We start from the raw sequence: 24,866 nt of genomic DNA, 5'->3' as shown, positions 1-24,866 counted from the left end.
CGGCATCCGCGACCGATACCACGCGGCCGCAGCGGAAGCGCAAGCGGTGCGGAGCAGCGGAGGCCGCCGGTGGCCTCGGGCCATCCTTTCCGGTAGCCGAGAATTGCTGGCAGATGTCCGATCTTTTCGTCTAAATCAAAATATTGCTCGGGAGCGATCCATGCGGCGCCGGCGGCGTTATGCAGTGGGGGCGTGCCTTGCCCGATAGTGGAGTTGACCATGCCCGTCACACGGTTCGCCATTTTTCTCGCACTGGGACTCGCCCTCGCGCCGGGCGCCGCCTTCGCGCAGTATTCGGGCAATCCCGCGCTTGCCAATCCCGGGGCGACGACCCCGATCCCCAAGCGCGCCGGCCCTCCGCCCGCGACCTACCAGCCCGCGCCGCAGCCGCCGCCGGTCACCCGGGAGAACAACCCGTTCCCCAGCTGCGTCACCGCCCCCTGCAACGCCCCGCCGGTTATCCAGACCCCGCGCTGAGGCGATGGGCGCAGCCAGGCCGCGGTGGACGTGATGGCAGCACTTCCCGAAACGCCGATCAAAGCGGTCATCTTCGACTTTGACGGCGTCATCCTCGATTCCGCCGGCGTGAAGACGCAGGCCTTCGCCCACTGCTATGCGGGTGAGGACGCCGGCAAGATTGCCGCCGTCGTCGATTACCAGCAGCGGCATGGCGGCATCGGGCGCCGCGACAAGTTCGCCATTTTCGAGCGCAGTCTTTTCGGCCGGCCGGCCGACGCGGCGTCGCTCGATAAGCTGTGCGGACGTTTCGCCGCCTTCATCGAGACTGCCATGCGGGAGGTGCCTTTCATCCCGGGCGCGCGGGAGGCCCTGCGGGCTCTGCACGGCGGGCATGCGCTGCATCTCGTATCCGGCATGCCGGAAGACGAACTGATCGCGGTGGTGGCGCAACGCGATCTCACACCGTTCTTCGCGTCGGTCGCCGGCGCGCCCAAGCACAAGCGGGAGGAATTCCGCCGCATCCTCGATGTCGAGGGCCTCGCGCCGGAAGAAGCGCTGGCGGTGGGCGATTCCACCACCGAGTTCGAGGCGGCGCGCGACCTCGGCATCCCCTTCATCGCCATCGTGGCGGAGGGCGCACCGGATTTCTTTCCGCCCGACGTGCCGCGGCTCGCCGATCTGTCGGGCTTTCCCGCTCTCCTCGCGCGATAAGCGCGGTCAGTTCATCCACAGGCCGCCGGTGACGTTGATCGCCTGCCCGGTCATGTAGGAGGACTCGTCGGAGGCGAGGAAGGCGACAACGCGGGCGATGTCGTCGGGCCCGCCGACGCGGCCGATCGGGATGAGGTGCTCGCGCTCCTTGGCGGTGGGCAGGCCCTGCTCGCGCGACATCCGGTCGGCGTCCTCACGCATCCTTGTGCCGACGATCGAGCCGGGGCAGACGGCGTTGACAGTAATGCCGAGCGGGGCAACTTCGGCGGCGAGCGACTGGGTGAACACGATCACCGCCGCCTTCGAGGCGGAGTAGGCGGCGTAGTTCGGTTTGCCGATCTTGCCGAACCACGAGGCGATGTTGACGATGCGCCCGGCGCCGCGCGCGATCATGTCCGGCAGCACCGCCTTGGCCACGTGAAACACGCTGTCGGTGTTGATGGCGAACACCCGCCGCCACGCCTCCACATCGATGTCCACCACCTTGCCGACCGCGGTGATGGCGGCATTGTTCACGGCGATGTCGATCGGCCCGAGCGTGGCCTTCACCTGCGCCACCGCTGCCGTCACCGAGGCGTGGTCGGCGACGTCGACGGCGAGGGCCAGCGCGCGGCGGCCGGACGCCTGCACCAGAGCGGCGGTCTCCTGCGCGCCGGCGAGATCGAGATCGAGAATGGCCACGTCGCAGCCCTCCTGCGCGAGGCGGGTGGCGATGCCGCGGCCGATGCCGACCGCCCCGCCGGTGACGAGGGCGACGCGCCCGTCGAGATTGTACATGTGCTTCCCGCCTCAGTGCGCGCCGTGGCTGTCGAGGCCCGGCAGATAGATGTCCTTGATGCGGGGATCGGCCGCCATCTTCGCGGCGGGTCCCGAGCATTGCAGCGCGCCGTGCTCCAGCGCGTAGACGAAATCGGCCACCTCGAAGGACAGGTCGATGTTCTGCTCGACGAGGATGATCGACACGCCGCTCTCGGCGAGCTTCAGCACGATTTCGAAGATCTGGTGGATGATGATCGGCGCGAGGCCGAGCGAGGGCTCGTCGAGCAGGAGAAGCTCGGGGCTTCCCATCAGCGCGCGACCGATGGCCACCATCTGCTGCTGGCCGCCCGAGAGCCGGCCTGCCGACTGGTGGCGCCGCTCGCCGAGGATGGGGAACAGCGCGTACACCTCGTCGCGCAGCTCGGCGAAGCTCTTGCCGCGGCCGGCAATGTAGCCGGTGATCAGGTTCTCCTCGACCGAGAGCTGGAACACCCGCCGCCCTTCCGGGCAATGGCCGATGCCGCGCCGGACCATCTGGTGCGGCTTCAGCCCGACGACGTCCTCGCCCTTGAAGCGGATGGTGCCGCGCGTGGCGCGGTTCAGCCCGCTGATGGTGCGCAGCAGCGTGGTCTTGCCGGCGCCATTGGGGCCGATCAGGCAGACGATCTCGCCGGGCAGGACCTCAAGGCTGATGCCATGTAAGACCTTCACCCTCCCGTATCCGGACTCGATTGCGTCGACCGCGAGCAGCGGCCTCGATGTCCTTGATGGCTCCTGGCTGGCCAAGATACGCCTCCTGCACTTCGATGTTGGCCCGGATTTCGGCGGCGGTGCCCTGCGCGAGCACGTGCCCGCGATTCATCACCACGATGGTGTCGGAGATGGACATGATGAGCTTCATGTCGTGCTCGATCAGCACCATGGCGAGGTCGGGCGCGCGCAGGTCGAGAATGTGCTGCTTGAGCTGCTCGGTCTCGCCATGGTTGAGCCCGGCGGCGGGCTCGTCGAGCAGCAGCACGCGCGGCCCGGCGACAACGGCGCGCGCCAGTTCGACCAGCTTCTGCTGGCCATAGGCAAGGCTTCCCGCCGGCCGCTCCGCATGGCCGGCGAGGCCGAGGCGCTCAAGCACCGCGTGGCAGCGGGCGCGCCGTTCCTCGGCCGCCGCCCGGGGCGTAAGGCCGAACGTATCGGCGACCAGCCGGCCGATGCGTGGCGGGACGAGCGCCACCTCAAGGTTCTTCAGCACGCTCATGGCGTCGAACAGGCGGATGTTCTGGTAGGTCCGCGCCAGCCCGGCATGGGCGATGCGGTGCTTGGGCAGCCGCTGCAGCTCCACGCCATCGACCATTATCCGGCCGGAACTGACGCCATAGGAGCCGGCCGCCATGTTGACGAGGGTGGACTTGCCGGCGCCGTTGGGCCCGATCACCGCAGTGATGATGCCGGGCTTCACCTCGAAGGAGACGTCGTCGATCGCCTTCAGCGCACCGAACTGCTTGGTGACGCGGTCGAAGGTCAGCATTTGCCGCCTCCCAGCCGTCGCATGAGCCAAGTCGGGCCGAACGAGCGGCTGATGATGCCGCGCGGACGGGCGAGGATGATGATGACCAGCGCCATCCCGTAGAGCAGCAGCCGATAGTCGGCATAGGCGCGCAGCAGCTCGGGAATGAGGATCAGCAGCGTTGCGCCGAGCAGCGCGCCGAACGGGTTGCCGAGGCCGCCGATGACGATCACCAGCACGATGATCAGCGACTCCCAGAAGGTGAAGCTCTCCGGGCTGACGAAACGCTGCATGGCGGCGAAAACCACGCCGCACCCGCCGCCGACGAAAGCGCTGAAGGCGAAGGCGACGAGCTTCACCCGCGTGGTGTCGATGCCGCAGCCGCGCGCCGCGTCCTGGTCCTCGCGCACCGCCGACAAGGCGGTGCCGAGCGCGCTCTCCTGGATACGCCAGACGAACAGGAAGACGACGACCAGCATGGCCACGAGCAGATAGAGGAAATCCTGCGGCGTACTCAGCGTCCAGCCGAACAGGTGCGCCTCGTCGATGCGGGCGATGCCCTGCGGACCGTTGGTCACGCCATCGAGATTGTTCATCAGCACGCGGATGATCTCGCCGAAGCCGAGCGTGACGATGGCGAGATAGTCGCCGCGCAGCCGCAGCACCGGGATGCCCAGCAGGATGCCGGCGATGCCCGCCAGGCTCGCGCCGATCAGCAGCACCAGCGCGAAGGGCAGGTGGATATCGAACTGGCCGGAGGCGAGCAGCGCCCAGGAATAGGCGCCGATGGCGTAGAAGGCGACATAGCCGAGGTCGAGCAGCCCGGCATAGCCGACGATGATGTTCAGCCCCAGGCCGAGAATGGCGTAGAGCAGGATCATGTCGAGGATGCGAAGCGGATAGGCCGGCAGGAACTGCCCGGCAATCAGCGCGAGCACCGGCACCAGTGCCATGGCCAGCGCTCCCGGCCAGACCCGCATCGCGCGGGCAGGGGCGGCGCGTTGCGCGCCGGCCGTCGCGCCCCCTGTCTTCGGTGCGTCAGAAGTCACTCTTGTACACCCTGGTTTCTTCGCTGACATGCTCGCCGAGCAGGCCGGCGGGGCGGAACAGCAGGATCAGGACGAGGACGGAGAAGGCGAAGATGTCGCGATATTCCGTGCCGATGACGCCGCCGGTGAGCACCGGCATCCAGGCCGTGCCGAAGGTTTCGATGGCGCCGAGCAGGAACCCGCCGAGCACCGCGCCGGGGATCGAACCGATGCCGCCGAGAATGGCGGCGGTGAACGCCTTCATGCCGATGACGAAGCCCATGGTGAAGGTCGCCACGCCGTAGAAGGATGAATAGAGGATGCCGGCGACAGCGCCGAGACCGGGCCCGATGAAGAAGATGAGCGAGATCGCCATGTTCGGGTTGATGCCGACGAGCGAGGCGGTCTCGGCATTCTCGGCCACGGCGCGGATGCGCACGCCCAGATTGGTGCGGTTCACGAACAGTTCGAGCGCGATCATCAGCACCACGGCGACGACGAAGATGGTGATCTGCTTGTAGCTGACGACGGCGCCGAAAACGTCGATGGCGCCCGACGGCAGGAAGGAGGGGTAGATCATCGGCCGGCGGCCGCCGATCAGCATCACGGCGTTCTGGATCACCACCGCCATGCCGAGCGCCGAGAGCATCGGCGCAAGGCGCGAGGTGCCGCGCAGCGGGCGGTAGGCGACAATCTCCACGCTCACGCCGGCGAGGCCGACGAGCACGAAGGTAATCAGGCCCACGAGCAACCCGCCCGTGGGATGGCCGGCAATGCCGAGCGCGCCGGCGAGGGCGAGGCCGATGAAGGCGCCGGCCGTGAACAGCTCGCTATGGGCGAAATTGATGAGCCGAAGCACGCCGTAGACCATCGTGTAGCCGAGCGCGATGAGCGCGTAGATCGACCCGACGGTGAGGGCGTTGATCGCCTGCTGGAGAATGAGGGCGCCCATGTGAGACTTTCATTCCGATGCTTGCGGTGGCGGGCGGAAAAGGGTCCGGCGCGACGCGAGGGGCGCGCCAGCGCCGGACCAGGAGGCTTCACGACGGGAGGGGGGCCGTCCGGTGAAGCAAAACGGCTTGACGGGCCGGCGCGTCCTTACTGGACGAGCGCGAACTTGCCGTCCTTGACCGCGTAGAGGAACAGGAAGGGCTTCTGCAACTCGCCTGCCGGGGTGAAGGCGACATGGCCGACGAGGCCGTCAAAGTCGCTCTTGGCGATCTCGGAGGCGATGCCGGCGCGGGTGAGCGGGGTCGGCGCCTTCTCCATCGCCTTGATGATGATGCTGGCTTCGACGAAGCCATAGGCCGAGTACGGGCCGGGATCTTCACCGAACGCCGCCTTGTAGTCGGTCGCGAACTTCTGCAGGGCCGGCGAGGAATCGTAGGGCGGGGCCTGGAAGGAGACGACCGAACCCTCCGACGCGGCGCCCGCACCGGCGATGAAGTCCGGGGTGAAGGCGCTGTCGGCGGCGAAGAAGGTCGCCTTGATGCCGAGCTCGCGGGCCTGCTTCACGAACAGGCCGACCGCCGGCATGACGCCGCCGAAATAGATCACGTCCGGATTTTCGGCGCGAATGGTGGAGAGCAGGGCGCTGAAATCGACGTCGGTCTGGGCGATGCCGGAGAAGGAGGTGATGGTGCCGCCGCCCTTGGTGAAGTTCTCGCGGAACACTTCGGCGACGCCCTGGCCGAAGGCCTGCTTGTCGTGCACGACGGCGGCCTTCTTGGCGCCGAGCTTGGCGAGCGCGTAATCGGCCGGGGCCGAGCCCTGCGAGAGATCGTTGGCGATGGGCCGGAACAGGTTCTTGTAGCCGGCCTTGGTGACCTTCGGGTTCGAGGCGTTGGTCACCTGCGGCATGCCGCAGCGGTTGTAGACGTCCGAGGAGGGGATGGTCACGCCGCTGTTGAAATTGGCGACGACGGCGAGCATGCCGGTCTCGTCGCAATGCTTCTGCGCGATCAGCGTGCCCTGCTTGGGGTCGCCGCCATCATCGTCGCGCACCAGAACCAGCTTCTGGCCGTGAACGCCGCCGGCCGCATTGGCCTGGCGCACGGCGAGTTCCATGCCGTTCTGCCAGGTGGTGCCGAACAGCGCCTCGGCATTGGTGGTGGGACCGGCCGTTCCGATGAGAATGTCGGCCCGCGCCGCACCCGTCAGCGCGGCCACGGCCACGGCAGCGTAGAGTATGCTCTTGATACGCATGTCAGTTCCCTTCTCTCTGGGGTCCGTTCCGGACCGTTTCGCAGGGTGCCAACACGCGCCGGCAGCCTGGTCGTCAAGCGATGTCGCGCGCCTTTCCGAGCCGACCCTCGGCCAGCGACGCGATGAGGTTGCGCGAGACGCGCTGGATGTGCGCCCGCAGCGTGTCTACGGCCCGGCGGATGTCGCCGAGCCGGGCGAAGGCGATAAGCGCGCGGTGGTCGGCAAGCTCGCGGTCCACGTCTTCCGCGACCGCGATCTGCAGGTTCACGTAGCGATTGGCGTTGTCATGCACCGTGCGCAGCAGCTTGAGCGCGATCAGATGACCGCTGGGGCGATAGAGCGTCTCGTGGAAACGCCAGTTCAGTTCGCCCCAGTTCTCCACGCTGCCGCTCGCCATCGCCTCGTCGGTGACGGCCTCGGCAAGGGCAAAATCCTCTTCCGTGAGGCGCGGGATGGCCACCTCGAACAGCCAGGTCTCCATGCGCGCACGGATCTCGAACAGTTCCTCGATCTCCTCCAGCGACAGCGAGGACACCACCGTGCCTTTGTGCAGCTCCGAGACGACGAGGCCCTCTGCCTCCAACTGGCGGATCGCCTCGCGCAACGGGACGCGGGATACCCCCAGCTCGGCGGCCAGCTTCTCCTGGCGCAGCGGCGCGCCCTCGGGCAACTGACCCATGATGATCTGGCGCCGCAATTCCGTGACGATTTGGTCCGTCAGCGACTGGCGACCGATTTTCACGACCATTCCATTAGCTCCATATTGAATACGATATTCAATTGATGAGGATCAACAAGAACATTTATTAGGCATGTGTGCGGTATATATGCCTATTTTTTCATCTTTAATTCTCCTTTCTGTGTGGCTAGGCTGAATATTGTATTCAATCCTCTCTCTGACGAGCGGAGCAGACTCATGTCGGAACAGGCGGGCCCATCGGCCCAGACGCACGCCGCCTCCCATCTCGGCGATGTGCTCGTGAAACAGCCCGGCGAGGAGGTCAGCTACTGGCAGCCGGTGCCGGCCAATGGCCATATCGACGTGATCTTCGCTCCGCATCTGGTGCCGATGGAGTTCCCCATCGGCTTCGGAACCCAGACCGTGCCGCCGGGTGGCTATGTGCGCGAGCATGCCCATGACCGGAACGAGGAAGTCATCTTCGTGATCCGTGGCAAGGGACGTGCCGTGGTCGACGGCGTCAGCCACGAGATGCAGCCCGGCTCCGCCTTCTTCATCGGCCGCAACCGCCGCCACATGTTCATCAACGAGGGCACCGAGGACATCCTCTGGACCTGGTTGATCGTGCCGAACGGGCTGGAGGATTTCTTCCGCCTGATCGGCCGTCCCCGCCATCCCGGCGAGCCCACGCCCGAGCCGTTCCCGCGGCCCGAGAACGTGCTGCAGATCGAACGCGACACCGTATTTGCGGCGCAGCCGGACGACCAGCGCCAGCCCTGAGCCGGCGCCCCGTGCGTTCGTGCCCTTCCCGACGATCGAGGAATCCATGCGTCTCAAAGACAAGGTCGCCATCATCACTGGCTCTGCCGCCGGCATCGGTGAATCGGCGGCCGAACTGTTCGTGCGGGAAGGTGCCCGCGTCCTTCTGGCGGACCGTAACGGCGAGGGGGCCGCGCAGGTCGCTGAACGCCTCGGCCCGAATGCCGCCGCCATAGCCGTCGACGTCAGCCGCAGCGACGACGTGAAGCGCATGGTGGAAACTGCGGTTGAGCGCTTCGGCCGGCTCGACATCCTCGCCAACAATGCTGGCTACGGCATCCCCGGCACGGTTGTAAATACCGAGGAGGAGGCGTGGGATGCGCTGATGGCGGTCAATCTCAAGGGCGTCTTCCTGTGCTGCAAGCACGCGATCCCGGTCATGGCGGCGCAGGGCGGCGGCACCATCGTCAATACGGCCTCCAACGTGGCGTCCGTCGGCATCTTCGACCGCGCCGCCTATGTCGCCTCCAAGGGTGGTGTCGCGGCGCTGACCAAGGCGATGGCGCTCGACCATGCCGAGCAGAACATCCGGGTGAACTGCGTCGCGCCGGGCGTCACCTGGTCGAGCTATTTCGACAGGATGGTCGCCGGCCATCCCGACCCCGAGACCTTCAAGGCCAAGCTCAAGGCGCGCTCGCCGATCAATCGCTGGGCGCAGCCGGTGGAGATTGCCAACGCCATCCTCTGGCTGGCCTCGGATGAAGCCTCCTTCGCCACCGGTGCCATGTTCACCGTCGATGGCGGCATGTCGGCCTGGTGAGGTGATGGGCGCCGCGCGGGACATCGCTCTCATCGGTTTCGGCGCCATCGGCCAGGCGCTGGCCGCCGATCTCGGCCGCGATCCCGCCTATCGCCTTGCCGTGCTGACGCACGATGCGGCGCAGCTTCCCTCGACGCTCCGCGCCTTGCCCGATGTGGAGGCGCTGATTGCCGCCCGGCCGGCGCTGGTCGTCGAGGCCGCCGGCCAGAGCGCCGTCGCCCATTACGGACCTTTGCTGCTGAACGCCGGCATCAGCCTCGTCATCGCCTCCACAGGGGCGCTGGCGGATGATGACCTGCTGCAGCGGCTCACCGGGGCCGCGCAGGCGAGCGGCGCCCGGCTCATCGTGCCGGCCGGCGCCATTGGCGGGCTCGACTATCTCGCCGCCGTCGCGGGAATGGAGGGCGCCACGGTGCGCTATATTTCCCGCAAGCCGCCCGCCGCGTGGAGCGCCGAGCTGGCGGCGCTCGGCCACGCGCCGGATCGCCTTGCCTCGGCGGTCGTCTTGTTCGAGGGCAGCGCGGCCGAGGCGGCCCGTCGCTACCCGCGCAACCTCAATGCCGGGCTCGCGGTGGCGCTGGCCGCCGGCCAGGCGCGGCTCAGCGTGCAGGTGATTGCCGACCCGGCGGTCGGCGGCAACACGCACGAGATCGAGGTCGAGAGCCCGGCGGGTACCGCTACGCTGCGCTTTGCCAATCTGCCTTCGCCCGACAACCCCAAGACGTCGGCGGTTACCGCGCTCAGCCTCGCCCAGGCGGTGCGGCGCCATTTCGCTTCCCTGGTCATCTGAGAGAGCCGCCCGACATGTCGCGCATCCTCGTCATCGGCGCCGGCATTGTCGGCCTCTCCTGTGCCCGGGCGCTGCGTGCGGAAGGGCACGAGGTAACGGTGCTGGACCGCGATCCGGCGGGCGACAAGTGCTCCTTCGGCAACGCTGCAGGAATCGGCGTCACCGAGATCATCCCCGCCTCCGTGCCCGGTCTTGCCTGGAAGGTGCCGGGCTGGCTGGCCGATCCGCTGGGCCCACTGTCGCTGCGCCTCGGCCATTTCCCCAAACTGGTGCCGTGGCTACTGCGCTTCCTGAAGGAGGGGCGCTGGGACCGGGTGGAGGCGATCGCCGCCTCGCTCGCCACGCTGTCGGCCCGCACCTATGACGATTTGCTGCCGCTGCTCGCCGAACTCGACCTGATGGGCGACCTGCACCGCGTCGGCGCGCTGTGGGTCTATGAGACGCGCTCCGGCTTCGAGGCGGACCGGCGCTTCCACGATGTGCGCCGCCGGCACGGCCTGGTCTGCGAGGAGATGGACGGCGCCGCCGCGCGGGCTCTGGAGCCGGCGCTGGCGAACACGATCCGCCACGCCATCATGACCCCGCAATGGTCGCACGTCTCCGATCCCAAGCGCATCGTCGATCGCCTGCGCAGCCATCTCGAGGCGCGCGGCGTGGCGATGGTGACGGGCGAGGTCGCGGGCATCGCCGGCAACGAGGTGGTGACACGGGACGGACGGCGCATCGTCTTCGAGCGGCTGGTGGTTGCCGCCGGCGCCTGGTCCGGCCAGCTCGGCCGGCAGATCGGCGACCGGGCGCTGATCGAGAGCGAGCGCGGCTACAACACCACGCTTCCGGCGCCGGGCGTTTCGCTCACGCGTGAGGTGATCTTTGCCGAGCGCGCCTTCGTCGCCACGCCCATCGAGGCGGGGTTGCGCATTGGCGGGGCGGCGGAATTCGCCGGGCTGGAGGCCGCCCCGAACTATGCCCGCTCCGACGCGCTCGCCCAATTGGGCCGCCGCTTTCTGCCGGGGCTGAACATTGAGGGCGGCACGCGCTGGATGGGCCATCGCCCGACCACGGCGGATTCACTCCCCGTCATCGGCCGCTCGCCCCGGCGCGGCGACGTGTTCTACGCCTTCGGCCACGGCCATACCGGGCTGACCTTCGGCCCGACCACGGGCCGCCTGATCGCCGAACTGGTCGCCGGCCGTCAGACCTCCGTCGACATCACCCCATTCGCCATCCAACGCTTCAACTAGTCAGGCGGAGCCCGTCATGAACCCGCACACCTTCCTCTGTGTCGACGCCCACACCTGCGGCAACCCGGTGCGCGTGGTCGCCGGCGGCGCGCCGCTGCTGCCCAATGTGTCGATGGCGGAGAAACGGCAGATCTTCCTGCGCGACCATGACTGGGTGCGCAAGGCGCTTATGTTCGAGCCGCGCGGCCACGACGTGATGTCCGGCTCGATCCTCTACCCGCCCTCGCGGGAGGATTGCGAGCTGGGCGTGCTGTTCATCGAGGTTTCCGGCTGCCTGCCCATGTGCGGCCATGGCACCATTGGCACCGTCACCGTGGCGCTCGAACAGGGCTTCGTGGTGCCGAAGGTGGAGGGCCGTCTGGCGCTGGAAGTGCCCGCCGGGCGGGTGGAGATCGAGTACACGCGCAATGGCCGCTTCGTCGACCAGGTGCGGCTGTTCAACATTGCCAGCTACCTGCATGCCGAGGGGGTGACGGTCGACGTCCCCGGCATCGGGGAACTCGTCGTCGATGTGTCCTATGGCGGCAATTACTACGCCATCGTCGAGCCGCAGAAGAACTGGGCCGGCCTCGACGGCATGAAGGCCGAGGACATTCTGAGGCTCAGCCCGGCGGTGCGCGCGGCGGTGCAGGCGGCGGTCGCCCCGGTGCATCCGGAGGACCCGCGCATCAACGGCGTCAGCCATGTGATGTGGGCGGATGGCCCGAAGCACCCGGAGGCCGATGGCCGCAACGCGGTGTTCTATGGCGACAAGGGTATCGACCGCTCGCCCTGCGGCACCGGCACCTCCTCCCGCATGGCCCAGCGCGTGGCGAAGGGGCTTTTGAAGGTCGGCGACACCTATGTGCATGAAAGCATCATCGGTACGCTGTTCCACGGCCGGGTGGAGAGCGCCGCCGAGGTGGCCGGCCGTCCGGCCATCCGCCCGAGCATCGGCGGCTGGGCCCGTGTCTATGGCCACAACACCATCACCGTCGACGAGCGCGACCCGCTCGCCCTCGGCTTCCAGCTGGCGTGAGGCGGCGATGATGCTCGAACATCGGAGGGGGCGATGATCCTCGAAGAGCGCGACTACCACATCGTGCCCGGCCGAATGGGCGATTTTCTCCATGCCTATGAGACGCTCGGCCTCGACATCCAGAAGCGCTTTCTCGGCACGTTCGTCGGCCACTTCGTCGCCGAGATCGGCGAGCTGAACCATGTCGTCGCGCTGTGGCGCTATGACAGCATGGCCGATCGCGAGGCCCGCCGGGCCGAGATGCTCGCTTATGCGCCGTGGCAGGATTATCTCGCCGCGATCAAGGGCATGATCCAGAGCCAGCAGACGCGCATACTCGCCCCCACCGCGCTCTCACCGATGCGCTGACGGAGCCTGCCGATGACCGCGCCGCTCCCTTCCCGCGACCAGCTGATTCCCCCGACGCTGCAGCCGGGCGGGGAACTCGTGGGCGCGGGGCGGGCGCTGGTGCGGGGCTGGACGGTCGGCCGCAACGCCTTCCTCGACGCTCAGGGTGTGGCGAGCGAGGCGGCGTACAAGCGGCGCGAGGCGCTCGCCGGGCGCGTCATGCAGCACGCGCATATCGGCTTCCGCAGCGTCGAGCGCACGGTCGCCGCCATCGCCGAGGTCCACGCCGCCTGTGCCCGCCACGGCGCCAGGGTGGATCGCTTCGGAATCACGCTCGATATGTCGATGGGCTACCCGCCGGACATGCGGAAGGGTAGCCGGCGCGGCACCGGCATCGTGCTGGAAGGGGCGGAGAGCTTCGCCCGTATCACCAATGCGGCGCCCGCCGCCGCGCATTTCGGCGACTTCATGCTGGGCCTGCCGGGGGCGCTGGAGAACACCAAGGGCGCGCTCGCGGCCGGCGCCACCGCCATCGGCAATCTCGGCCAGTATTTCACCTTCCGCCTGCCGGACTGGGACGACGATGTCGCCACCACCCATGCCACCGTGACCGCGCTCGGCCTCATCGCCGCGCAGCCGGTCGAGGTGCTGGTGCATTCCAATCTCGATGACGGCTTTGCCGGCCTGTTCGCCGACATGAGCTCGGCGCTCGGTATGGTGCTGGTGGAAAAGCACATCGTCGAGACGCTCATCGGCGCCCGGCTGTCGCACTGCTTCGGCCACCATTTCACCGCGCCGCTGGTGCGCATGGCGTTCCACGCCGCGTTGGCGCAGGTCACCGACACGCCGGGGACGATGATCTTCGGCAACACGGTGAGCTACAAATCCACCCCCGCCGGCAACTATGCCAGCCTGGCGAGCTACCTGCAGGCGGATATTTGGGCGCTGGGCCGCCGGCACACGGGTCATGCGGTCAATCCCGTGCCGGTGACCGAGAACGAGCGCATTCCCGATATCGACGAGATCATCGACGCCCAGCTCTTCGCCCACCGCCTCGCCGAACATGCCGCCGGCTCCTCCGGGCTGATCGACACCGCGCCCGTCGACGCGCTGGCCGAGCGGCTGGTTCAGGGCGGCCATCTGTTTGCGGCGCGTACGCTGGCCGGGCTGGAGCAAGAGGGCATCGACACCGCCGATCCCGCCCAGACGATGCTCGCTTTGCGCCGCATCGGCCCCAAGCGCCTGGAAGCAGCGTTCGGCGCCGGCGCGCCGGAGGCGAAAGCGTGGAGCGGGCGCCGCGCGGTGGCGCAGGCCGAATGGGTGGACGAACTGGAGCACGCCGCCCGCGACTGGGCCGCGCGCGTGCCCCTGGAAGCCGCCACACGCATCGCTGGCCGCAAGCTCGTCGCCTGCGTCGCCTCCAGCGATGTGCATGAGCACGGCAAGAACCTGATCGAGCGCACCCTCGGCCATCTCGGCGTGGCGACGGTCGACGGCGGCACCTCGGTCGATGCCGACGACCTCGTCGCCACCGCGCTCGCGGCCAAGGCCGACCTCATCGCCATCAGCACCTATAATGGCGTCGCGCTGCGTTATGCCCGCGAGGTGAAGGACGCTCTCGCCCGCGCCGGTGCCGACTTGCCGGTTTGCATTGGCGGCCGTCTCAACCAGGTGCCGGACGATTCCAATTCGGGTCTGCCCGTCGATGTGCGCGCGGATATTCGCGCGCTCGGCATCATGCCTTGCGACACCCCGGAAGACCTGACCCGCAAGCTCGCCGCGCTCGCCGCCGCTTCAACCCCACCCCAGGAAACGCCATGACTCTTTCCGCCGATACGGTCCGCTGGACAGGTGTATTTCCCGCCGTCACCACCAAGCTCAAGGAAGACGAAAGCCTGGATCTCCCCGCCACCCAGGCGAGCATCGACCGGCTGATCACGAACGGCGTCTCGGGCGTCATCGTGCTGCCGATGCTGGGCGAGAACGCTTCGCTGACCGCGGCCGAGCGCGAGAGCGTCATCCTCGCCGCAAAGGAGGTCGTGGCCGGGCGCGTGCCGTTGCTCTCGGGCCTCGCCCATGTCGGCATGACCGAGGCGCTGGCCTCCGCCCGCCATTATGAGAAGCTGGGCGCGCAGGGGCTGATGGCCTTTCCGTCGATCGCCTACAAGAGCGACCCGCGCGAGACGGCCGCCTGGTATCGCACGCTCGGCACCGGCTGCGGCCTTCCGATCATGATCTACAACAACCCGATCGCCTATGGCGTCGACGTCACCCCGGCCATCCTCAACGACCTTGCCGATGTGAAGAACATCGTCTGCGTGAAGGAGGAGACCGGCAACATCCGCCGCGTCACCGATCTCTACAATGAATGCGGCGACCGCTTCTCGGTGTTCTGCGGCGTCGATGACCTGCTCCTGGAAAGCGCGGCGCTGGGCGTCACCGGCTGGGTATCGGGCATGACCAATGCCTGGCCGGCGGAGTGCGTCGAGCTGTTCAACCTGTGCATGGCCGGCCGCTATGACGAGGCGCGCAGGCTCTACCGCATCCTCACCCCCGCCTTCCATCTCGATACCGACGTCAAGCTGGTGCAGTACATCAAGCTGGCGGAGAAGGTCGTCTATGGCGCGCCGGAGTGGGTGCGCGCGCCGCGCCTGCCGCTGATCGGCACAGAGCGCGAGCGGGTGCTCGGCGTACTCGAGGCGACGGTCAGCGTGCTCGCCGCCACCCCGCGTTCGGCAGCTTGAGGAGAGACCGATGCGCTTCAGCCGGATGATCACTGTTGTCGGGGCGCACGCTGCCGGCGAGCTCAACGAGGTCATCACCGGGGGCGTGCGCGACGTGCCCGGCAAGACCATGTTCGAGAAGATGCAATATGTGCAGACGCATCGCGACGAGCTGCGTCGTTTTCTGCTGAACGAGCCGCGCGGGCGGGTCTCGCAATGCGTCAATCTGGTGCTGCCGCCGACGACGCCGGAAGCCGACGCCGGCTTCGTCATCATCGAGTCCGACTACTACGTGCCGATGTCGGGCACCAACACGATCTGCACCGTCACCGTGCTGCTGGAGACGGGTATCATCCCGATGCAGGAGCCGGTGACCCATCTGGTGCTGGAAGCGCCCGCGGGACTGGTGAAAGTCTCGGCCGAGTGCCGGGACGGCAAGTGCGTGAACGTGACCTTCGACAATGTTCCCGGCTTCGCCTTCGCGCTGGACCGCGCGGTCGAGGTGCCGGGCCTCGGTCGCGTCACCGTGGATGTCGGCTATGGCGGGATGATCTACGCCATCGTCGATGCGGCATCGCTCGGCTTCCGGCTGGAGCTGAAGGAGGCCGCGCAGCTGGTGGAAGTGGGCGAGCGCATCAAGGCGGCGGCGGCCGAGCAAATCCCCTGCGTGCATCCGGAAAACCCGGAAATCCACACCATTAACCAGACCCTGTTCGCCGGGCCGCTGGAGCGCGACGAGCAGGGACTGGTCTCGACGAACACCGTCATCGTCTCGCCGGGTCGGCATGATCGCTCGCCCTGCGGCACGGGAACCTGCGCGCGCATGGCGGTACTGCACGCCAAGGGGCAGTTGCAGGTGGGCGAGCGTTTTCTGCATCGCTCGCTCATCGGCACCGAGTTCATCGGCCGGCTGCGCGGCACGGCCGAACTGGCCGGCCTGCCGGCCGTGCTGCCGACCATCACCGGGCCGGGCTGGATCACCGCCTTCCACCAATATGTGCTCGACCCCACCGACCCGTTCCCGGACGGCTTCCGGCTGGGCGACACCTGGCCGGGATATACGGGCGAACAGCCGATCTGAGGTTCCGCCATGCCCTTGACGATGATGTCCGATGGCTGCCGCGTGCATTACGACGTGCGGGGCGCCGCTGGCCCTGCCGTGGGGCTCATCCCCGGCCTCGGCGGTGACGGGCGCTTCTGGGAGCCGGTGGCGGAGCGCCTGGCGTCGCGCTTCCGGCTGCTGATCGTCGATCATCGCGGCGCCGGGCGCAGCGACCGGCCGGAGGGCCCCTACACGATCGCGCGCATCGCGGCCGACGTCCTGGAGATCATGGACGAGGCCGGGTGCGCCCGGGCCCATCTCGTTGGCCATTCCACCGGCGGCACGGTGGTGCAGACGATCGCCCTCGACAATCCCGACAGGGTGGACCGCCTGATCATCTCGGGCAGCTGGCCGGGCCCGGATGCGCGCTTCCGGGCTTTGTTCGAGGCGCGGCTAGCGCTTCTCGAAGCTGGCCGGCCGGACATCTACCAGGCCTTCACCCATGTGCTCGGCTATGATGCGGAGTGGATCGCCAGCCACGAGGCTGAGCTCGATGCGGCGGTCGGGCGGGCGGCCCAGTCTCTCGCCCCGCTCTCGGTGGCGATGGATCGCATCCGCATGCTGCTGGCCTTCGACCGGGCGGCGGAACTCGGCAGTATCCGGGCGCCCGCGCTGATCCTTGGCGCGCGCGACGACGAGATGATCCTCTTCGCCCAGTCAGAGCGAATCGCCCACGGCATTCCCGGCGCCACGCTAGCGGCGTTCGACGGAGGGCATTTCTACCCCCGCACGCGTGCCGACCTGTTCGCCCGGCATGTGGGGGATTTTCTCATGCCGCATAGCGCGCCTTCTGCCCCATGACGCATGTGACGACCGTCAGGGACAACCTGCCCTGACTGGTTATTGACGTAAAAGGCGCGAAGCCTACGGCTCCGCGCCTCATGGTGTTGATCAAGGCTGATGGCTGTGCCTGTGCTCGCGCTGCGAGCACATCGGCAGTGGGCGCAAGACCCTAGCGGCGGCTGGCGGCCAGATAGGCGATCATTCCCACGGTCAGCAGCCCCGCGAGTGCGATGCCGGGATGCCGCCGCACCTGCGTCGCGACCTCATCGGCGGCATACCGGGCGTGGCTGCCGGCCTCCTCAAGCAGATCGGCGCCACCGGCGGCAGCGTAGTCGAGCGCCGCGCCAGCGCGCGCCGCGCCGTGGCGGGCGTAATGGCGAGCATACCGGCCGACGCTGGCGCCGCCCTGGCTGGCCAGCGCGCTGGCGAGCTTGGCAACATCGCGACGGAGGACGTCGAGATCCTTGGAGAGGACGGCGAGATCGGGTGTGCTGGCCATGGTGTTACTCCTGCGTTTGGTAATGGGTAACGCCGTGCTGGCGACCGGGTTCCGTTTTCAGGCGTGCCGCAGGTGTGCGGCCGGCCGAGGCACGTCTTCGGCGTCGACCTCGATGTCGACGACCAATCGGCGGATGTCCGGGCAGCCGGCCATGACGCCCCAGCCATAAATAATGGCGGCGGCTTCATCATAGGTCGGGACGATGGGCTGCAGCTTCATCGCCAAACGACCGTGCTGCCGATCGAAGGCAATGCTGGACGAGTCGACGTCGAACTTATGCGCGAGCATGGGCTGACCTCCCGTTGCAACAATCGTTAACAATTGGTGAACGAGATTGTTCCGTGCGTAAGGCCACGCCCGCACGGGGGGTCGGGACGATCGGCAATGGCGCCGTGGACGAACCGCTTCGACAGGCCCCGTTTCCTGCGAGAAGCTGGCGAGGCCAAAGGCGATCCACCGGAGGGCCGGAGACCGGCGAGGGAAGCGCCTACCCGGATGCCCGTCCCCTCATTCGCAGCGGCGGGCCTTTTCCGGCTGGCGGCCTCCGAGCCAATGAGCCGGGGAGGGGTCGATTCAGCCGCGGCAGCCGCAAAATCACCGCCTCAAGCGCCAGGCTCGGATTGGGGAAAAGGGTGGGGTCGCTCCAGGTGGTTTTGCTGAAAACTGAGCAAAATGCACGTCTTGGAGGAAATAGATGGCTCCCTGAGCAGGACTCGAACCTGCGACCATTCGATTAACAGTCGAACGCTCTACCAACTGAGCTATCAGGGACCGGGGACGCCGTGGCGTCTCGGAGGCGGCGATATAGCAACGCGGGATCGGTTTGTGAACCCCTGATCCCGCACCCATGTGGATATCCTCAGGCGCTGAGCCTTTCCTGCTGCCCGGCGAACTGCAGCTGGTGGAAGGTGAAATAGCGCCCGCGCTGGGCTACCAGCTCCTCGTGGCGGCCGCTTTCGACCACTCGGCCCTTCTCGATCACGCAGATCCGGTCGGCGTTGATGACGGTCTGCAGGCGATGGGCGATGACCAGCGTGGTGCGGTTGGCCTGCAGTTCCTGCAGAGCCTTCTGCACTTCCGCCTCCGATTCGCTGTCGAGTGCCGCCGTGGCTTCGTCGAGCAGCAGAATCGGCGCGTCCTTCAGGAAGGCGCGGGCGATGGCGATACGCTGGCGCTGGCCGCCGGAGAGCTGCGTGCCCCGCTCGCCGACGCGGCTTCCATAGCCGCCCTCGAAGCCCATGATGAAGTCATGCGCGTGCGCCGCCCTGGCGGCGGCGATGATCTCGTCCTCGGTCGCCCCCGGACGGCCGGCGGCAATGTTCTCGCGCACCGTGCCGGTGAACAGGAACACGTCCTGGCTGACGAAGCCGATAGACTGGCGCAGCGACTTGCGCGTCACCGTGTCGATCCGCTGGCCATCAATGGTGATGATGCCGGAATCGGCGTCGTAGAAGCGCTCCAGCAGGTTCATCACCGTGCTCTTGCCGCCGCCCGAGGGGCCGACAAGCGCGGTGGTGCGGCCGGGCTCGGCGGTGAAGCTGAGGCCGCGCAGCACCGGCTCGCTCTCGCGATAGCTGAACACCACCTCGTCGAACACGATCCGGCCGCCGGAGACGGCGAGTTCCGGCGTGCCGGGCGCGTCCTGCTCGACGGCGGGCCGGTCAAGCAGGGCGAACAGCATGCGCGCGCCGAGCAGATGGGTGGTGAGGTCGATGTTCAGCCGGGCAAGGCGCTTGGCCGGCTCGTAGCAGAGCAGCAGCGCGGTGATGACCGAGAAGAACTCGCCCGGGGTGCGGCCGGCATGCAGCACGCCCCAGCCGGCATACATGACGACGAGGCCGATCGAGACGCCGCCCAGCGCTTCCATCAGCGGGCCGGACTGCGACTGCGCCCGCATCATGCGGTTGGAGGCCTTCTCCATACGGTCGATGCGCTCGTAGATCTTGGCGCGCTGGCTGTCTTCCAGGGTGAAGGACTTGATGGTGCGGATGCCCTGAAACGAGTCGATCGACTCGGTCATGATCTGGATCGAGGTGTGGAACTCGCGGCTGAAGATCTTCTGCACCTTGCGGATCAGTGCGCGCACCCCGACCACCGCGATCGGCATCACGATGAAGCCGATCAGCGCCATGAACGGGTCCTGGATGATCATCACCGCCGTGAGGCCGACGACCGAGAGCAGGTCGCGCCCGAGGCTGGTAATGATGAGGTTCAGCACGTTGCGCGCCGCCTGCGCGCCCGTGTTGAAGCGCATCATGATCTCGGCGGTGTGGCTGCCCGAGAAGAAGGTGACGTCCTGGGTCAGCAGGCGGTCCAGCACGCGCTTCTGGTTGTCGGCGACGATGCGGTTGCCGACCTTGGCGAGCGTCACCGCCTGGCCATAGGCGGCGAAGCCCTTGGTGACGGAGAGCGCCACCACGGCGCCCGACAAAATCCAGATCGCCGACGAACTCTGCTCGACGAAAATGCGGTTGATGACCGTGCCCATGAGATAGGCGAGGCCCGAAGTCGTCCCGGCCATGAAGGCCATGAAGACGAACGACAGTGCATACCCCTTCCAGTGGCGGCGCCCTTCCATCACGAACAGCCGTCGCACCGTGTCGCGGGTCTCGGGGCTGATCATGTTGCGGAACGCGTTGGCCATCTTGGGTGGCAACATCAGCGAATATCCTTTGCACAGGGGCCCGGCCGGGTCGGGCGTCGCTCCGTCGCCCGCTTCACCGGCGGGGGAGGGCGCGGGATCATCAACGACGATCACAGGTCGTTGTCAAACCAGTGACGGCGGGACTCCAGCGGGAAAATGCAGGCGTGACGACACCCGCCGCCCGCCCTTTTTGGAAGGCTGGCGGCGGGTGCGTGAACTGGAGGCCACGCCCGGAATCGAACCGGGGTGCACGGATTTGCAGTCCGCTGCGTAACCACTCCGCCACGTGGCCGACCGGGGCAGCCCGCAGGCGCCCGATGGGCCGGAGCGGCTCATAACAGAGGTGGCGGCGATGAGCAACGCGTCCGCAGGGTGAAGGTGGAGAGCACGGTGGATGACCGCACGCGTCCGGCGCCGGCGGCCCGTCCGCGTGGCCGGCCGCGGGGGTGGCGCGCGGCACGGGGGCGCGGCACCGGGCCGCAGGCCGTCGCCACAGGAGCCAGACGCGCCGCATGTGCGCGGCGCGCGGCCGACGGGGGCTGGAAATCTGCGTGGCAGCCCGTCGAGAACGCTTGCATTGCAGGCGCGCGTGCCGCAATTCTCTGCCGTTCTCTCGCGCTTTTCGTCTGCGCGACTTCCGCGCGCACCGCGCGCGGGCTTTGCCCGTCTGCTTTCGAGGTTGTCCCCGAATGATCGATTTCGCCGAACTGCGCCGCGCCATGGTGGATGCCCAGGTCCGGGCCAACGACGTCACCGACCTGCGCATCGTGGCCGCCATGCTGGAGACGCCGCGCGAGCGCTTCGTGCCCGCCAGCCTGCGCAACTTCGCCTATATCGACGACGACCTGCTGGTGAAGGAAGGGGCCCCCTCGCGCTACCTGATGGAGCCGATGGTGCTCGCCAAGCTGCTGCAGGCCGCCGAGATCGGGCCGGACGCGCTGGTGCTCGATATCGGGGCGGCCAGCGGCTACTCCACGGCGGTTCTGGCCAAGCTGGCGGGGCAGGTCGTGGCGCTGGAGGAAGATGCCGAGCTCGCCGCGCAGGGCTCGGCGCTGCTGGTCGACCTCGGCCTGCTCAACGCCGCCTATGTTCAGGGGCCGATGCCCGCCGGCTGGCCGGCCGAGGCCCCCTATGACGTGATCCTCGTCAACGGCTCGGTCGATTCGGTGCCCGAATCGCTTCTCGCCCAGCTCAAGCCGGGCGGGCGCCTTCTTGCCGTGGTCGGGCGCGGCCGGGCGGGGCGGGCCACGGTGTTCACCCATACCTCGGGCGGCATGGGTTCGCGGGTGGTGTTCGACGCCGCCGTGCCGACCCTGCCGGGCTTCGAGGCTCGTCCAGGCTTTGTTTTCTAAGGGTTTTGACGGGCCCCTGTGGCTGATCTGCCGCGTTGCGGTTAAAACGACCACAGGACCAAACCGACCAGTTCACAGCCCCTCTCCGAGCACCTATCTTGCGTTCGCGTCATAAGAGAATGAGAGAGTCGCCCGGGGGCAGGCGGCTTCCAATCAGGTTAGCGTTCGCAGAGGTTGGACATGTGGCTGTCGGCTACCGGGGGGAAGGTCGTCGCGTGGGCGACGGTCGCTTTTTTTGTTGGCATTACGGTGCCGGCGAAAGCACAGACCCTCGAACAGGCCCTTTCGGCGGCCTATCGCAATAACCCCACACTCAACTCGCAGCGCGCCGCGACGCGCGCTACGGATGAGTACGTGCCGATCGCGCTGTCCGGATATCGTCCCCAGATATTCGGCAGCGCCTATGTCGGTGCCCAGTGGGCCGAAACCCGGATCGATTCCGGCTATGCGGCGCTTCAGGGCACGGGTTCCATCAGTCAGACGAAGACTTACCCCTCGGGCTTCGGCGTCACGATCAGCCAGACGATCTATGACGGGCTGAAGACCGCAAACTCGGTCCGCAGCGCCGAATCGCAGGTGCGCGGCCAGCGCGAATTGCTGCGCAACACCGAGCAGCTCGTGCTGCTCGATGCGGCCACTGCCTACATGAACGTGCTGCAGAACGCCGCGCTGGTGGACCTGCAGAAGCAGAACCTCGAGGCGCTGCGGGAAGAGCTGCGCGCGGCGCGGGACCGCTTCTCCGTCGGCGAGATCACCCGCACCGACGTCGCGCAGGCCGAAGCCAGCGTCGCCAACGCGCAGAGCGAGCTGGCGCTCGCCGAATCGAACCTGAACACGGCCAATGCGGTGTTCTTCCAGGTGATCGGGCTGCGCCCGACCAAGCTGAGCCCCGGCCGGCCGATCGATCGGCTGCTGCCGAAGACCCAGCAGCTGGCGGTCGACTCCGGCCTTACGCGGCACCCGGCGGTAAAGTCGGCGGAATTCGCCGTGGATGCCGGCATGTCGAATGTGAAGGTTGCCGAGGCGGCGCTGTCGCCCACTCTGACGCTGAACGGTTCGGCCTCGTCGGACTACAACAGCACCACGAATGTCGAGCGGCAGACCGCCGCCGCGGCGACGCTGAACCTCACTGTGCCGATCTATCAGGGCGGCGCCGAATACGCGACGATCCGCCAGGCGAAGGAGACGTTCGGCCAGCTGCGGATCGAGGTCGATGTGAACCGCGAGCAGGTGCGCGCCAACGTCGTCCAGTACTGGGGCGCTCTCGAAGCGGCAAAGGCGGCGATCGAGTCGGCGCAGGCCTCCGTCGCGGCGAACGAGATCGCTCTGCGCGGCGTCCGCGAGGAATGGCGCGTCGGCCAGCGCACCACGCTGGACGTGCTGAACGCGCAGACGGCGCTGTTCAACGCCCGCGCCAGCCTCGTCATTGCCCAGCGCGACCGCGTCGTCGCCTCCTATGCGGTGCTGTCGGCCAGCGGCCAGCTCAGCGCGGCTACGCTCGCCCTCAAGGTGCCGGTGTACAACCCGCAGATCCACTACAACCAGGTGCGTGACGCGTGGATTGGCGTGCGCACGCCGGGCGGGCAGTAAGCCCGGCCGGCAATGCCCGGCGCCGCCGCATGGATCTGCTTGCGGTGGCGCCCAGTGCGGCGATAGTGAAGCGTGCCTGGCGGTCGCGGAGCCGTTAACCTTATCCTCCGATGCCTGTTCGTCGTTCTGGCTTACAGCTTGGCGTTCCGCCGGTGGCGGTTCACACTTTACGAAGTGTTAACGGGCGAGTCGCGCGCCTGCGGCCGCAGGGCCCGCGCGGCATGTCCTTGGGGAATCGGAAAGCGCGCATGCCGGTGAATGCGAGAGGCAGTGAGCCGTCGATGGAAGAGATCCTCGCCTCCATCCGGCGCATCATCTCCGACGAGGTGGCGAGCGAACCCTCGTCCTCCCCGCGCGCGGACACGCCGGCACGCTCTTCCCGCGATGGCGCAAGCCGCGATCCCGCGCCCGGTGCCGCGCCGCGCGCCGCTTCCCCAACCCCGCTGCGGCCGGCTGCGAATGCGCAGTCCTCGGGCGCCCTGGCCTATGCGCCAGCACCGTTCCGCGAGAGGTCGGAGGCGCCGGTCGACTACGCGCCGCGCGGCCGGGCGCCAGCGGCGGACCCCTTTGTGGCACGCCCGCTCAGCCTTTCGACATCATCCCCGGTGTATTCCGGCGGCTCCGCTGCCCGGGCCCTGGAGGCTCCGGCGCCGGCTCGTCCGGTGATCGAGACCCGCGCGCCGGAACCACGTCGCGCCGAGCCGCGGCTTTTCCCCGATTCCCGCCCGCTTCCCGAGCCGCGTCCGCTGCCGGATTTGCGCGCCCTGCCGGAAGCGCGTGCGCGGCTGGAGCCGCGTCCGGCCGCCGAGGCGCGACCTGCGGCCGCTCCCTTCACCGCCACGCCGTCCATGGTCCGGCCGCTGGCGGCTAGGCCCGCCCTCGCCAATTCGGCGGCGACCAATGCGGCCATGCCTCGGCCGCAGGCGCCCAAGCCTTCCGCGCCTCTGGACAGCGACCTGGACAAGCCGCTGGCAGCGGCGTTGCTGGACCTCGCGGCGGTCGAGCAGGCCGTTCAGGCCGAACTGGCGAATGTGACGATTTCAGTGTCGCCGCCCGTCGCCGAGGCGCCGTCCCGCGAGGCTGCGCCCGCTGCCGTGACGCCGGTCGCCCCGCCGGCCCCTGCCGCACCGACTGAGGCGCCTGCAACCGGCCCGGGCGTCGTTGACGCGGTCAAGGTCGAGGCCACCCTGCCAGTGCTGGCGGATACCGATCCGGTCAGGACAGAAGAACCGCAAGCCGCCGCTGCGCCGGTCGAGGTCTCCCCGGTGGCGGAGGCGGGCGAATTGCCCCGGCAGACGCTTGCCGCCCAGCCTGCCGCCGGTGCCATCCATCCGGCGGCTCCCATCGCCGGGCAAGGTGCGGCCCGCGCCAGCCACGGTTTTTCGGCCTCCACCGACGAGGCGTCGCTCGCCGTGCCGCAGACCGCCGCGGTGCGGGTGCGGCCCGATTTTCCCGCCGCCGATGCGCGGATGCCCGAACCCCGCTTTGCCGAGCCTCGGGTTGCCGAGACGCGCTCCAGCGAAGCCCGCATGGGGGAGCCGCGCCCGGCCGAGGCACGGCTTGCGGAAACACGCCTGTCCGAATCGCGCCTCGTCGTCGGCAGCCGGCTTGCCGCCGGCACGGAATCCGCAGAGCCGGAGCGTGAGCGGCTGGTGTCGCCGCCCGCCAGCAGCGCGGTGTCGGCCGCCTTCGGCTCGCTGCACCGAACGATGAGCGCCAGCCCGCGCACCATCGACGATCTCGTCACCGACGCGCTGCGGCCGATGCTGAAGGCGTGGCTCGACGAGAACCTGCCGGCCATGGTCGAGCGCCTGGTGCGGGCGGAAATCGAGCGCGTCGCCCGCCAGGGGCAGTAGGCCCGTCGCGGCGCGATCCG

General features: G+C 68.1%; 25 protein-coding genes and 2 tRNA genes. 15 read left to right on the top strand and 12 right to left on the bottom strand.

Translation table 11 applies throughout. The annotated features are described in order from the left end of the window. Positions 1-219: 219 nt before the first annotated feature. Together ACQY76_RS19770 and ACQY76_RS19765 are read left to right on the top strand one after the other, a co-directional pair. A complete protein-coding gene (locus ACQY76_RS19770) occupies positions 220-477 on the top strand; it encodes a hypothetical protein (protein WP_428030395.1) in 258 nt (85 codons plus the stop codon). Positions 478-510: 33 nt separating this feature from the next. Next, positions 511-1,170, top strand: coding sequence for an HAD family hydrolase (locus ACQY76_RS19765; RefSeq protein WP_428030394.1), 660 nt, complete (start codon positions 511-513; stop codon positions 1,168-1,170). A 6-nt stretch (positions 1,171-1,176) separates the two neighbouring features. Here the strand turns inward: ACQY76_RS19765 and ACQY76_RS19760 are convergent, their stop codons facing one another. The 7 genes from ACQY76_RS19760 to ACQY76_RS19730 form a co-directional block, all read right to left on the bottom strand. Beyond that, positions 1,177-1,947: an SDR family NAD(P)-dependent oxidoreductase gene (locus ACQY76_RS19760; RefSeq protein ID WP_428030393.1), complete on the bottom strand. Its 771-nt coding sequence runs from the start codon at positions 1,945-1,947 to the stop codon at positions 1,177-1,179. A 12-nt stretch (positions 1,948-1,959) separates the two neighbouring features. Further along, positions 1,960-2,640, bottom strand: a complete 681-nt coding sequence (locus tag ACQY76_RS19755) for an ABC transporter ATP-binding protein (protein ID WP_428030392.1) — start codon at positions 2,638-2,640, stop codon at positions 1,960-1,962. Next, entirely contained in the window at positions 2,612-3,451 is an 840-nt protein-coding gene (locus tag ACQY76_RS19750) for an ABC transporter ATP-binding protein (protein WP_428030391.1), read from the bottom strand. Before ACQY76_RS19750 ends, ACQY76_RS19755 begins: the two co-directional genes overlap by 29 nt. Then, positions 3,445-4,383, bottom strand: coding sequence for a branched-chain amino acid ABC transporter permease (locus ACQY76_RS19745; RefSeq protein ID WP_428030390.1), 939 nt, complete (start codon positions 4,381-4,383; stop codon positions 3,445-3,447). Before ACQY76_RS19745 ends, ACQY76_RS19750 begins: the two co-directional genes overlap by 7 nt. Before the next feature lie 85 nt (positions 4,384-4,468). Then, on the bottom strand, positions 4,469-5,410 hold the full coding sequence (locus tag ACQY76_RS19740; RefSeq protein ID WP_428030389.1) for a branched-chain amino acid ABC transporter permease: 942 nt from the start codon (positions 5,408-5,410) through the stop codon (positions 4,469-4,471). 146 nt (positions 5,411-5,556) lie between these two features. Beyond that, on the bottom strand, positions 5,557-6,663 hold the full coding sequence (locus ACQY76_RS19735) for a branched-chain amino acid ABC transporter substrate-binding protein (protein ID WP_428030388.1): 1,107 nt from the start codon (positions 6,661-6,663) through the stop codon (positions 5,557-5,559). 73 nt (positions 6,664-6,736) lie between these two features. Continuing rightward, positions 6,737-7,411 carry a GntR family transcriptional regulator gene (locus ACQY76_RS19730; RefSeq protein WP_428030387.1) on the bottom strand — a complete coding sequence of 225 codons (675 nt, stop codon included), beginning with the start codon at positions 7,409-7,411 and terminating at the stop codon, positions 6,737-6,739. Positions 7,412-7,579: 168 nt separating this feature from the next. Here ACQY76_RS19730 and ACQY76_RS19725 point away from each other — a divergent pair, with 168 nt between their 5' ends. The 10 genes from ACQY76_RS19725 to ACQY76_RS19680 are packed head-to-tail and all read left to right on the top strand — an operon-like array spanning position 7,580 to position 16,923. Beyond that, positions 7,580-8,122, top strand: coding sequence for a cupin domain-containing protein (locus ACQY76_RS19725; protein ID WP_428030386.1), 543 nt, complete (start codon positions 7,580-7,582; stop codon positions 8,120-8,122). Positions 8,123-8,168: 46 nt separating this feature from the next. Next, positions 8,169-8,921 (top strand): SDR family oxidoreductase, encoded by a 753-nt coding sequence (locus ACQY76_RS19720; protein WP_428030385.1) that lies wholly within the window; start codon positions 8,169-8,171, stop codon positions 8,919-8,921. Positions 8,922-8,925: 4 nt separating this feature from the next. Further along, positions 8,926-9,711: an aspartate dehydrogenase gene (locus ACQY76_RS19715; RefSeq protein WP_428030384.1), complete on the top strand. Its 786-nt coding sequence runs from the start codon at positions 8,926-8,928 to the stop codon at positions 9,709-9,711. Between the two features lie 14 nt (positions 9,712-9,725). Beyond that, positions 9,726-10,952 (top strand): NAD(P)/FAD-dependent oxidoreductase, encoded by a 1,227-nt coding sequence (locus ACQY76_RS19710; protein ID WP_428030383.1) that lies wholly within the window; start codon positions 9,726-9,728, stop codon positions 10,950-10,952. 16 nt (positions 10,953-10,968) lie between these two features. Beyond that, complete coding sequence (locus ACQY76_RS19705; RefSeq protein WP_428030382.1) at positions 10,969-11,970, top strand: 4-hydroxyproline epimerase; 1,002 nt, start codon at positions 10,969-10,971, stop codon at positions 11,968-11,970. A gap of 33 nt (positions 11,971-12,003) precedes the next feature. Then, a complete protein-coding gene (locus ACQY76_RS19700; RefSeq protein ID WP_428030381.1) occupies positions 12,004-12,318 on the top strand; it encodes an NIPSNAP family protein in 315 nt (104 codons plus the stop codon). 12 nt (positions 12,319-12,330) lie between these two features. Then, a complete protein-coding gene (locus ACQY76_RS19695) occupies positions 12,331-14,118 on the top strand; it encodes a cobalamin-dependent protein (RefSeq protein WP_428030380.1) in 1,788 nt (595 codons plus the stop codon). Then, complete coding sequence (locus ACQY76_RS19690) at positions 14,115-15,041, top strand: dihydrodipicolinate synthase family protein (protein ID WP_428030379.1); 927 nt, start codon at positions 14,115-14,117, stop codon at positions 15,039-15,041. Before ACQY76_RS19695 ends, ACQY76_RS19690 begins: the two co-directional genes overlap by 4 nt. Positions 15,042-15,051: 10 nt before the next feature. Next, entirely contained in the window at positions 15,052-16,101 is a 1,050-nt protein-coding gene (locus tag ACQY76_RS19685) for a proline racemase family protein (RefSeq protein ID WP_428030378.1), read from the top strand. A gap of 9 nt (positions 16,102-16,110) precedes the next feature. Further along, positions 16,111-16,923, top strand: coding sequence for an alpha/beta fold hydrolase (locus ACQY76_RS19680; protein WP_428030377.1), 813 nt, complete (start codon positions 16,111-16,113; stop codon positions 16,921-16,923). Positions 16,924-17,074: 151 nt separating this feature from the next. On the opposite strand, the gene ACQY76_RS19675 is transcribed toward ACQY76_RS19680, so the two are convergent. The 5 genes from ACQY76_RS19675 to ACQY76_RS19655 form a co-directional block, all read right to left on the bottom strand. Further along, entirely contained in the window at positions 17,075-17,404 is a 330-nt protein-coding gene (locus ACQY76_RS19675) for a hypothetical protein (RefSeq protein WP_428030376.1), read from the bottom strand. 57 nt (positions 17,405-17,461) lie between these two features. After that, positions 17,462-17,692, bottom strand: coding sequence for a hypothetical protein (locus ACQY76_RS19670; RefSeq protein ID WP_428030375.1), 231 nt, complete (start codon positions 17,690-17,692; stop codon positions 17,462-17,464). Positions 17,693-18,099: 407 nt separating this feature from the next. Next, positions 18,100-18,175, bottom strand: a tRNA-Asn gene (locus ACQY76_RS19665). Positions 18,176-18,263: 88 nt separating this feature from the next. After that, on the bottom strand, positions 18,264-20,063 hold the full coding sequence (locus ACQY76_RS19660; protein ID WP_428030374.1) for an ABC transporter ATP-binding protein: 1,800 nt from the start codon (positions 20,061-20,063) through the stop codon (positions 18,264-18,266). 203 nt (positions 20,064-20,266) lie between these two features. After that, positions 20,267-20,340: transfer RNA gene (locus tag ACQY76_RS19655), tRNA-Cys, on the bottom strand. A gap of 397 nt (positions 20,341-20,737) precedes the next feature. On the opposite strand from ACQY76_RS19655, the gene ACQY76_RS19650 reads away from it, so the two are divergent. The 3 genes from ACQY76_RS19650 to ACQY76_RS19640 all read left to right on the top strand — a co-directional run bounded on the left by ACQY76_RS19650 (position 20,738) and on the right by ACQY76_RS19640 (position 24,846). After that, positions 20,738-21,400 carry a protein-L-isoaspartate O-methyltransferase family protein gene (locus ACQY76_RS19650; protein WP_428030373.1) on the top strand — a complete coding sequence of 221 codons (663 nt, stop codon included), beginning with the start codon at positions 20,738-20,740 and terminating at the stop codon, positions 21,398-21,400. 180 nt (positions 21,401-21,580) lie between these two features. Beyond that, complete coding sequence (locus ACQY76_RS19645) at positions 21,581-22,990, top strand: TolC family outer membrane protein (protein WP_428030372.1); 1,410 nt, start codon at positions 21,581-21,583, stop codon at positions 22,988-22,990. Positions 22,991-23,271: 281 nt separating this feature from the next. Then, positions 23,272-24,846, top strand: a complete 1,575-nt coding sequence (locus ACQY76_RS19640) for a DUF2497 domain-containing protein (RefSeq protein ID WP_428030371.1) — start codon at positions 23,272-23,274, stop codon at positions 24,844-24,846. Positions 24,847-24,866: the final 20 nt, after the last annotated feature.

The organism is Ancylobacter sp. (assembly GCF_965279025.1).
Taxonomy (GTDB): Bacteria; Pseudomonadota; Alphaproteobacteria; order Rhizobiales; family Xanthobacteraceae; genus Ancylobacter.
The sequence above is the reverse complement of the archived record's forward strand: the minus strand, read 5'-3'. Positions and strand labels throughout refer to the sequence as shown.

Bases quoted from the DNA above. Each gene is read 5' to 3' on its own strand.
- ACQY76_RS19770 (WP_428030395.1), top strand. From the start codon at position 220: ATGCCCGTCACACGGTTCGCCATTTTTCTCGCACTGGGACTCGCCCTC.
- ACQY76_RS19640 (WP_428030371.1), top strand. From the start codon at position 23,272: ATGGAAGAGATCCTCGCCTCCATCCGGCGCATCATCTCCGACGAGGTG.
- ACQY76_RS19750 (WP_428030391.1), bottom strand. From the start codon at position 3,451: ATGCTGACCTTCGACCGCGTCACCAAGCAGTTCGGTGCGCTGAAGGCG.
- ACQY76_RS19650 (WP_428030373.1), top strand. From the start codon at position 20,738: ATGATCGATTTCGCCGAACTGCGCCGCGCCATGGTGGATGCCCAGGTC.
- ACQY76_RS19715 (WP_428030384.1), top strand. From the start codon at position 8,926: ATGGGCGCCGCGCGGGACATCGCTCTCATCGGTTTCGGCGCCATCGGC.
- ACQY76_RS19670 (WP_428030375.1), bottom strand. From the start codon at position 17,692: ATGCTCGCGCATAAGTTCGACGTCGACTCGTCCAGCATTGCCTTCGAT.
- ACQY76_RS19735 (WP_428030388.1), bottom strand. From the start codon at position 6,663: ATGCGTATCAAGAGCATACTCTACGCTGCCGTGGCCGTGGCCGCGCTG.
- ACQY76_RS19700 (WP_428030381.1), top strand. From the start codon at position 12,004: ATGATCCTCGAAGAGCGCGACTACCACATCGTGCCCGGCCGAATGGGC.
- ACQY76_RS19725 (WP_428030386.1), top strand. From the start codon at position 7,580: ATGTCGGAACAGGCGGGCCCATCGGCCCAGACGCACGCCGCCTCCCAT.
- ACQY76_RS19740 (WP_428030389.1), bottom strand. From the start codon at position 5,410: ATGGGCGCCCTCATTCTCCAGCAGGCGATCAACGCCCTCACCGTCGGG.
- ACQY76_RS19705 (WP_428030382.1), top strand. From the start codon at position 10,969: ATGAACCCGCACACCTTCCTCTGTGTCGACGCCCACACCTGCGGCAAC.
- ACQY76_RS19690 (WP_428030379.1), top strand. From the start codon at position 14,115: ATGACTCTTTCCGCCGATACGGTCCGCTGGACAGGTGTATTTCCCGCC.
- ACQY76_RS19745 (WP_428030390.1), bottom strand. From the start codon at position 4,383: ATGGCACTGGTGCCGGTGCTCGCGCTGATTGCCGGGCAGTTCCTGCCG.
- ACQY76_RS19660 (WP_428030374.1), bottom strand. From the start codon at position 20,063: ATGTTGCCACCCAAGATGGCCAACGCGTTCCGCAACATGATCAGCCCC.
- ACQY76_RS19685 (WP_428030378.1), top strand. From the start codon at position 15,052: ATGCGCTTCAGCCGGATGATCACTGTTGTCGGGGCGCACGCTGCCGGC.
- ACQY76_RS19760 (WP_428030393.1), bottom strand. From the start codon at position 1,947: ATGTACAATCTCGACGGGCGCGTCGCCCTCGTCACCGGCGGGGCGGTC.
- ACQY76_RS19720 (WP_428030385.1), top strand. From the start codon at position 8,169: ATGCGTCTCAAAGACAAGGTCGCCATCATCACTGGCTCTGCCGCCGGC.
- ACQY76_RS19730 (WP_428030387.1), bottom strand. From the start codon at position 7,411: ATGGTCGTGAAAATCGGTCGCCAGTCGCTGACGGACCAAATCGTCACG.
- ACQY76_RS19710 (WP_428030383.1), top strand. From the start codon at position 9,726: ATGTCGCGCATCCTCGTCATCGGCGCCGGCATTGTCGGCCTCTCCTGT.
- ACQY76_RS19645 (WP_428030372.1), top strand. From the start codon at position 21,581: ATGTGGCTGTCGGCTACCGGGGGGAAGGTCGTCGCGTGGGCGACGGTC.
- ACQY76_RS19765 (WP_428030394.1), top strand. From the start codon at position 511: ATGGCAGCACTTCCCGAAACGCCGATCAAAGCGGTCATCTTCGACTTT.
- ACQY76_RS19680 (WP_428030377.1), top strand. From the start codon at position 16,111: ATGCCCTTGACGATGATGTCCGATGGCTGCCGCGTGCATTACGACGTG.
- ACQY76_RS19675 (WP_428030376.1), bottom strand. From the start codon at position 17,404: ATGGCCAGCACACCCGATCTCGCCGTCCTCTCCAAGGATCTCGACGTC.
- ACQY76_RS19695 (WP_428030380.1), top strand. From the start codon at position 12,331: ATGACCGCGCCGCTCCCTTCCCGCGACCAGCTGATTCCCCCGACGCTG.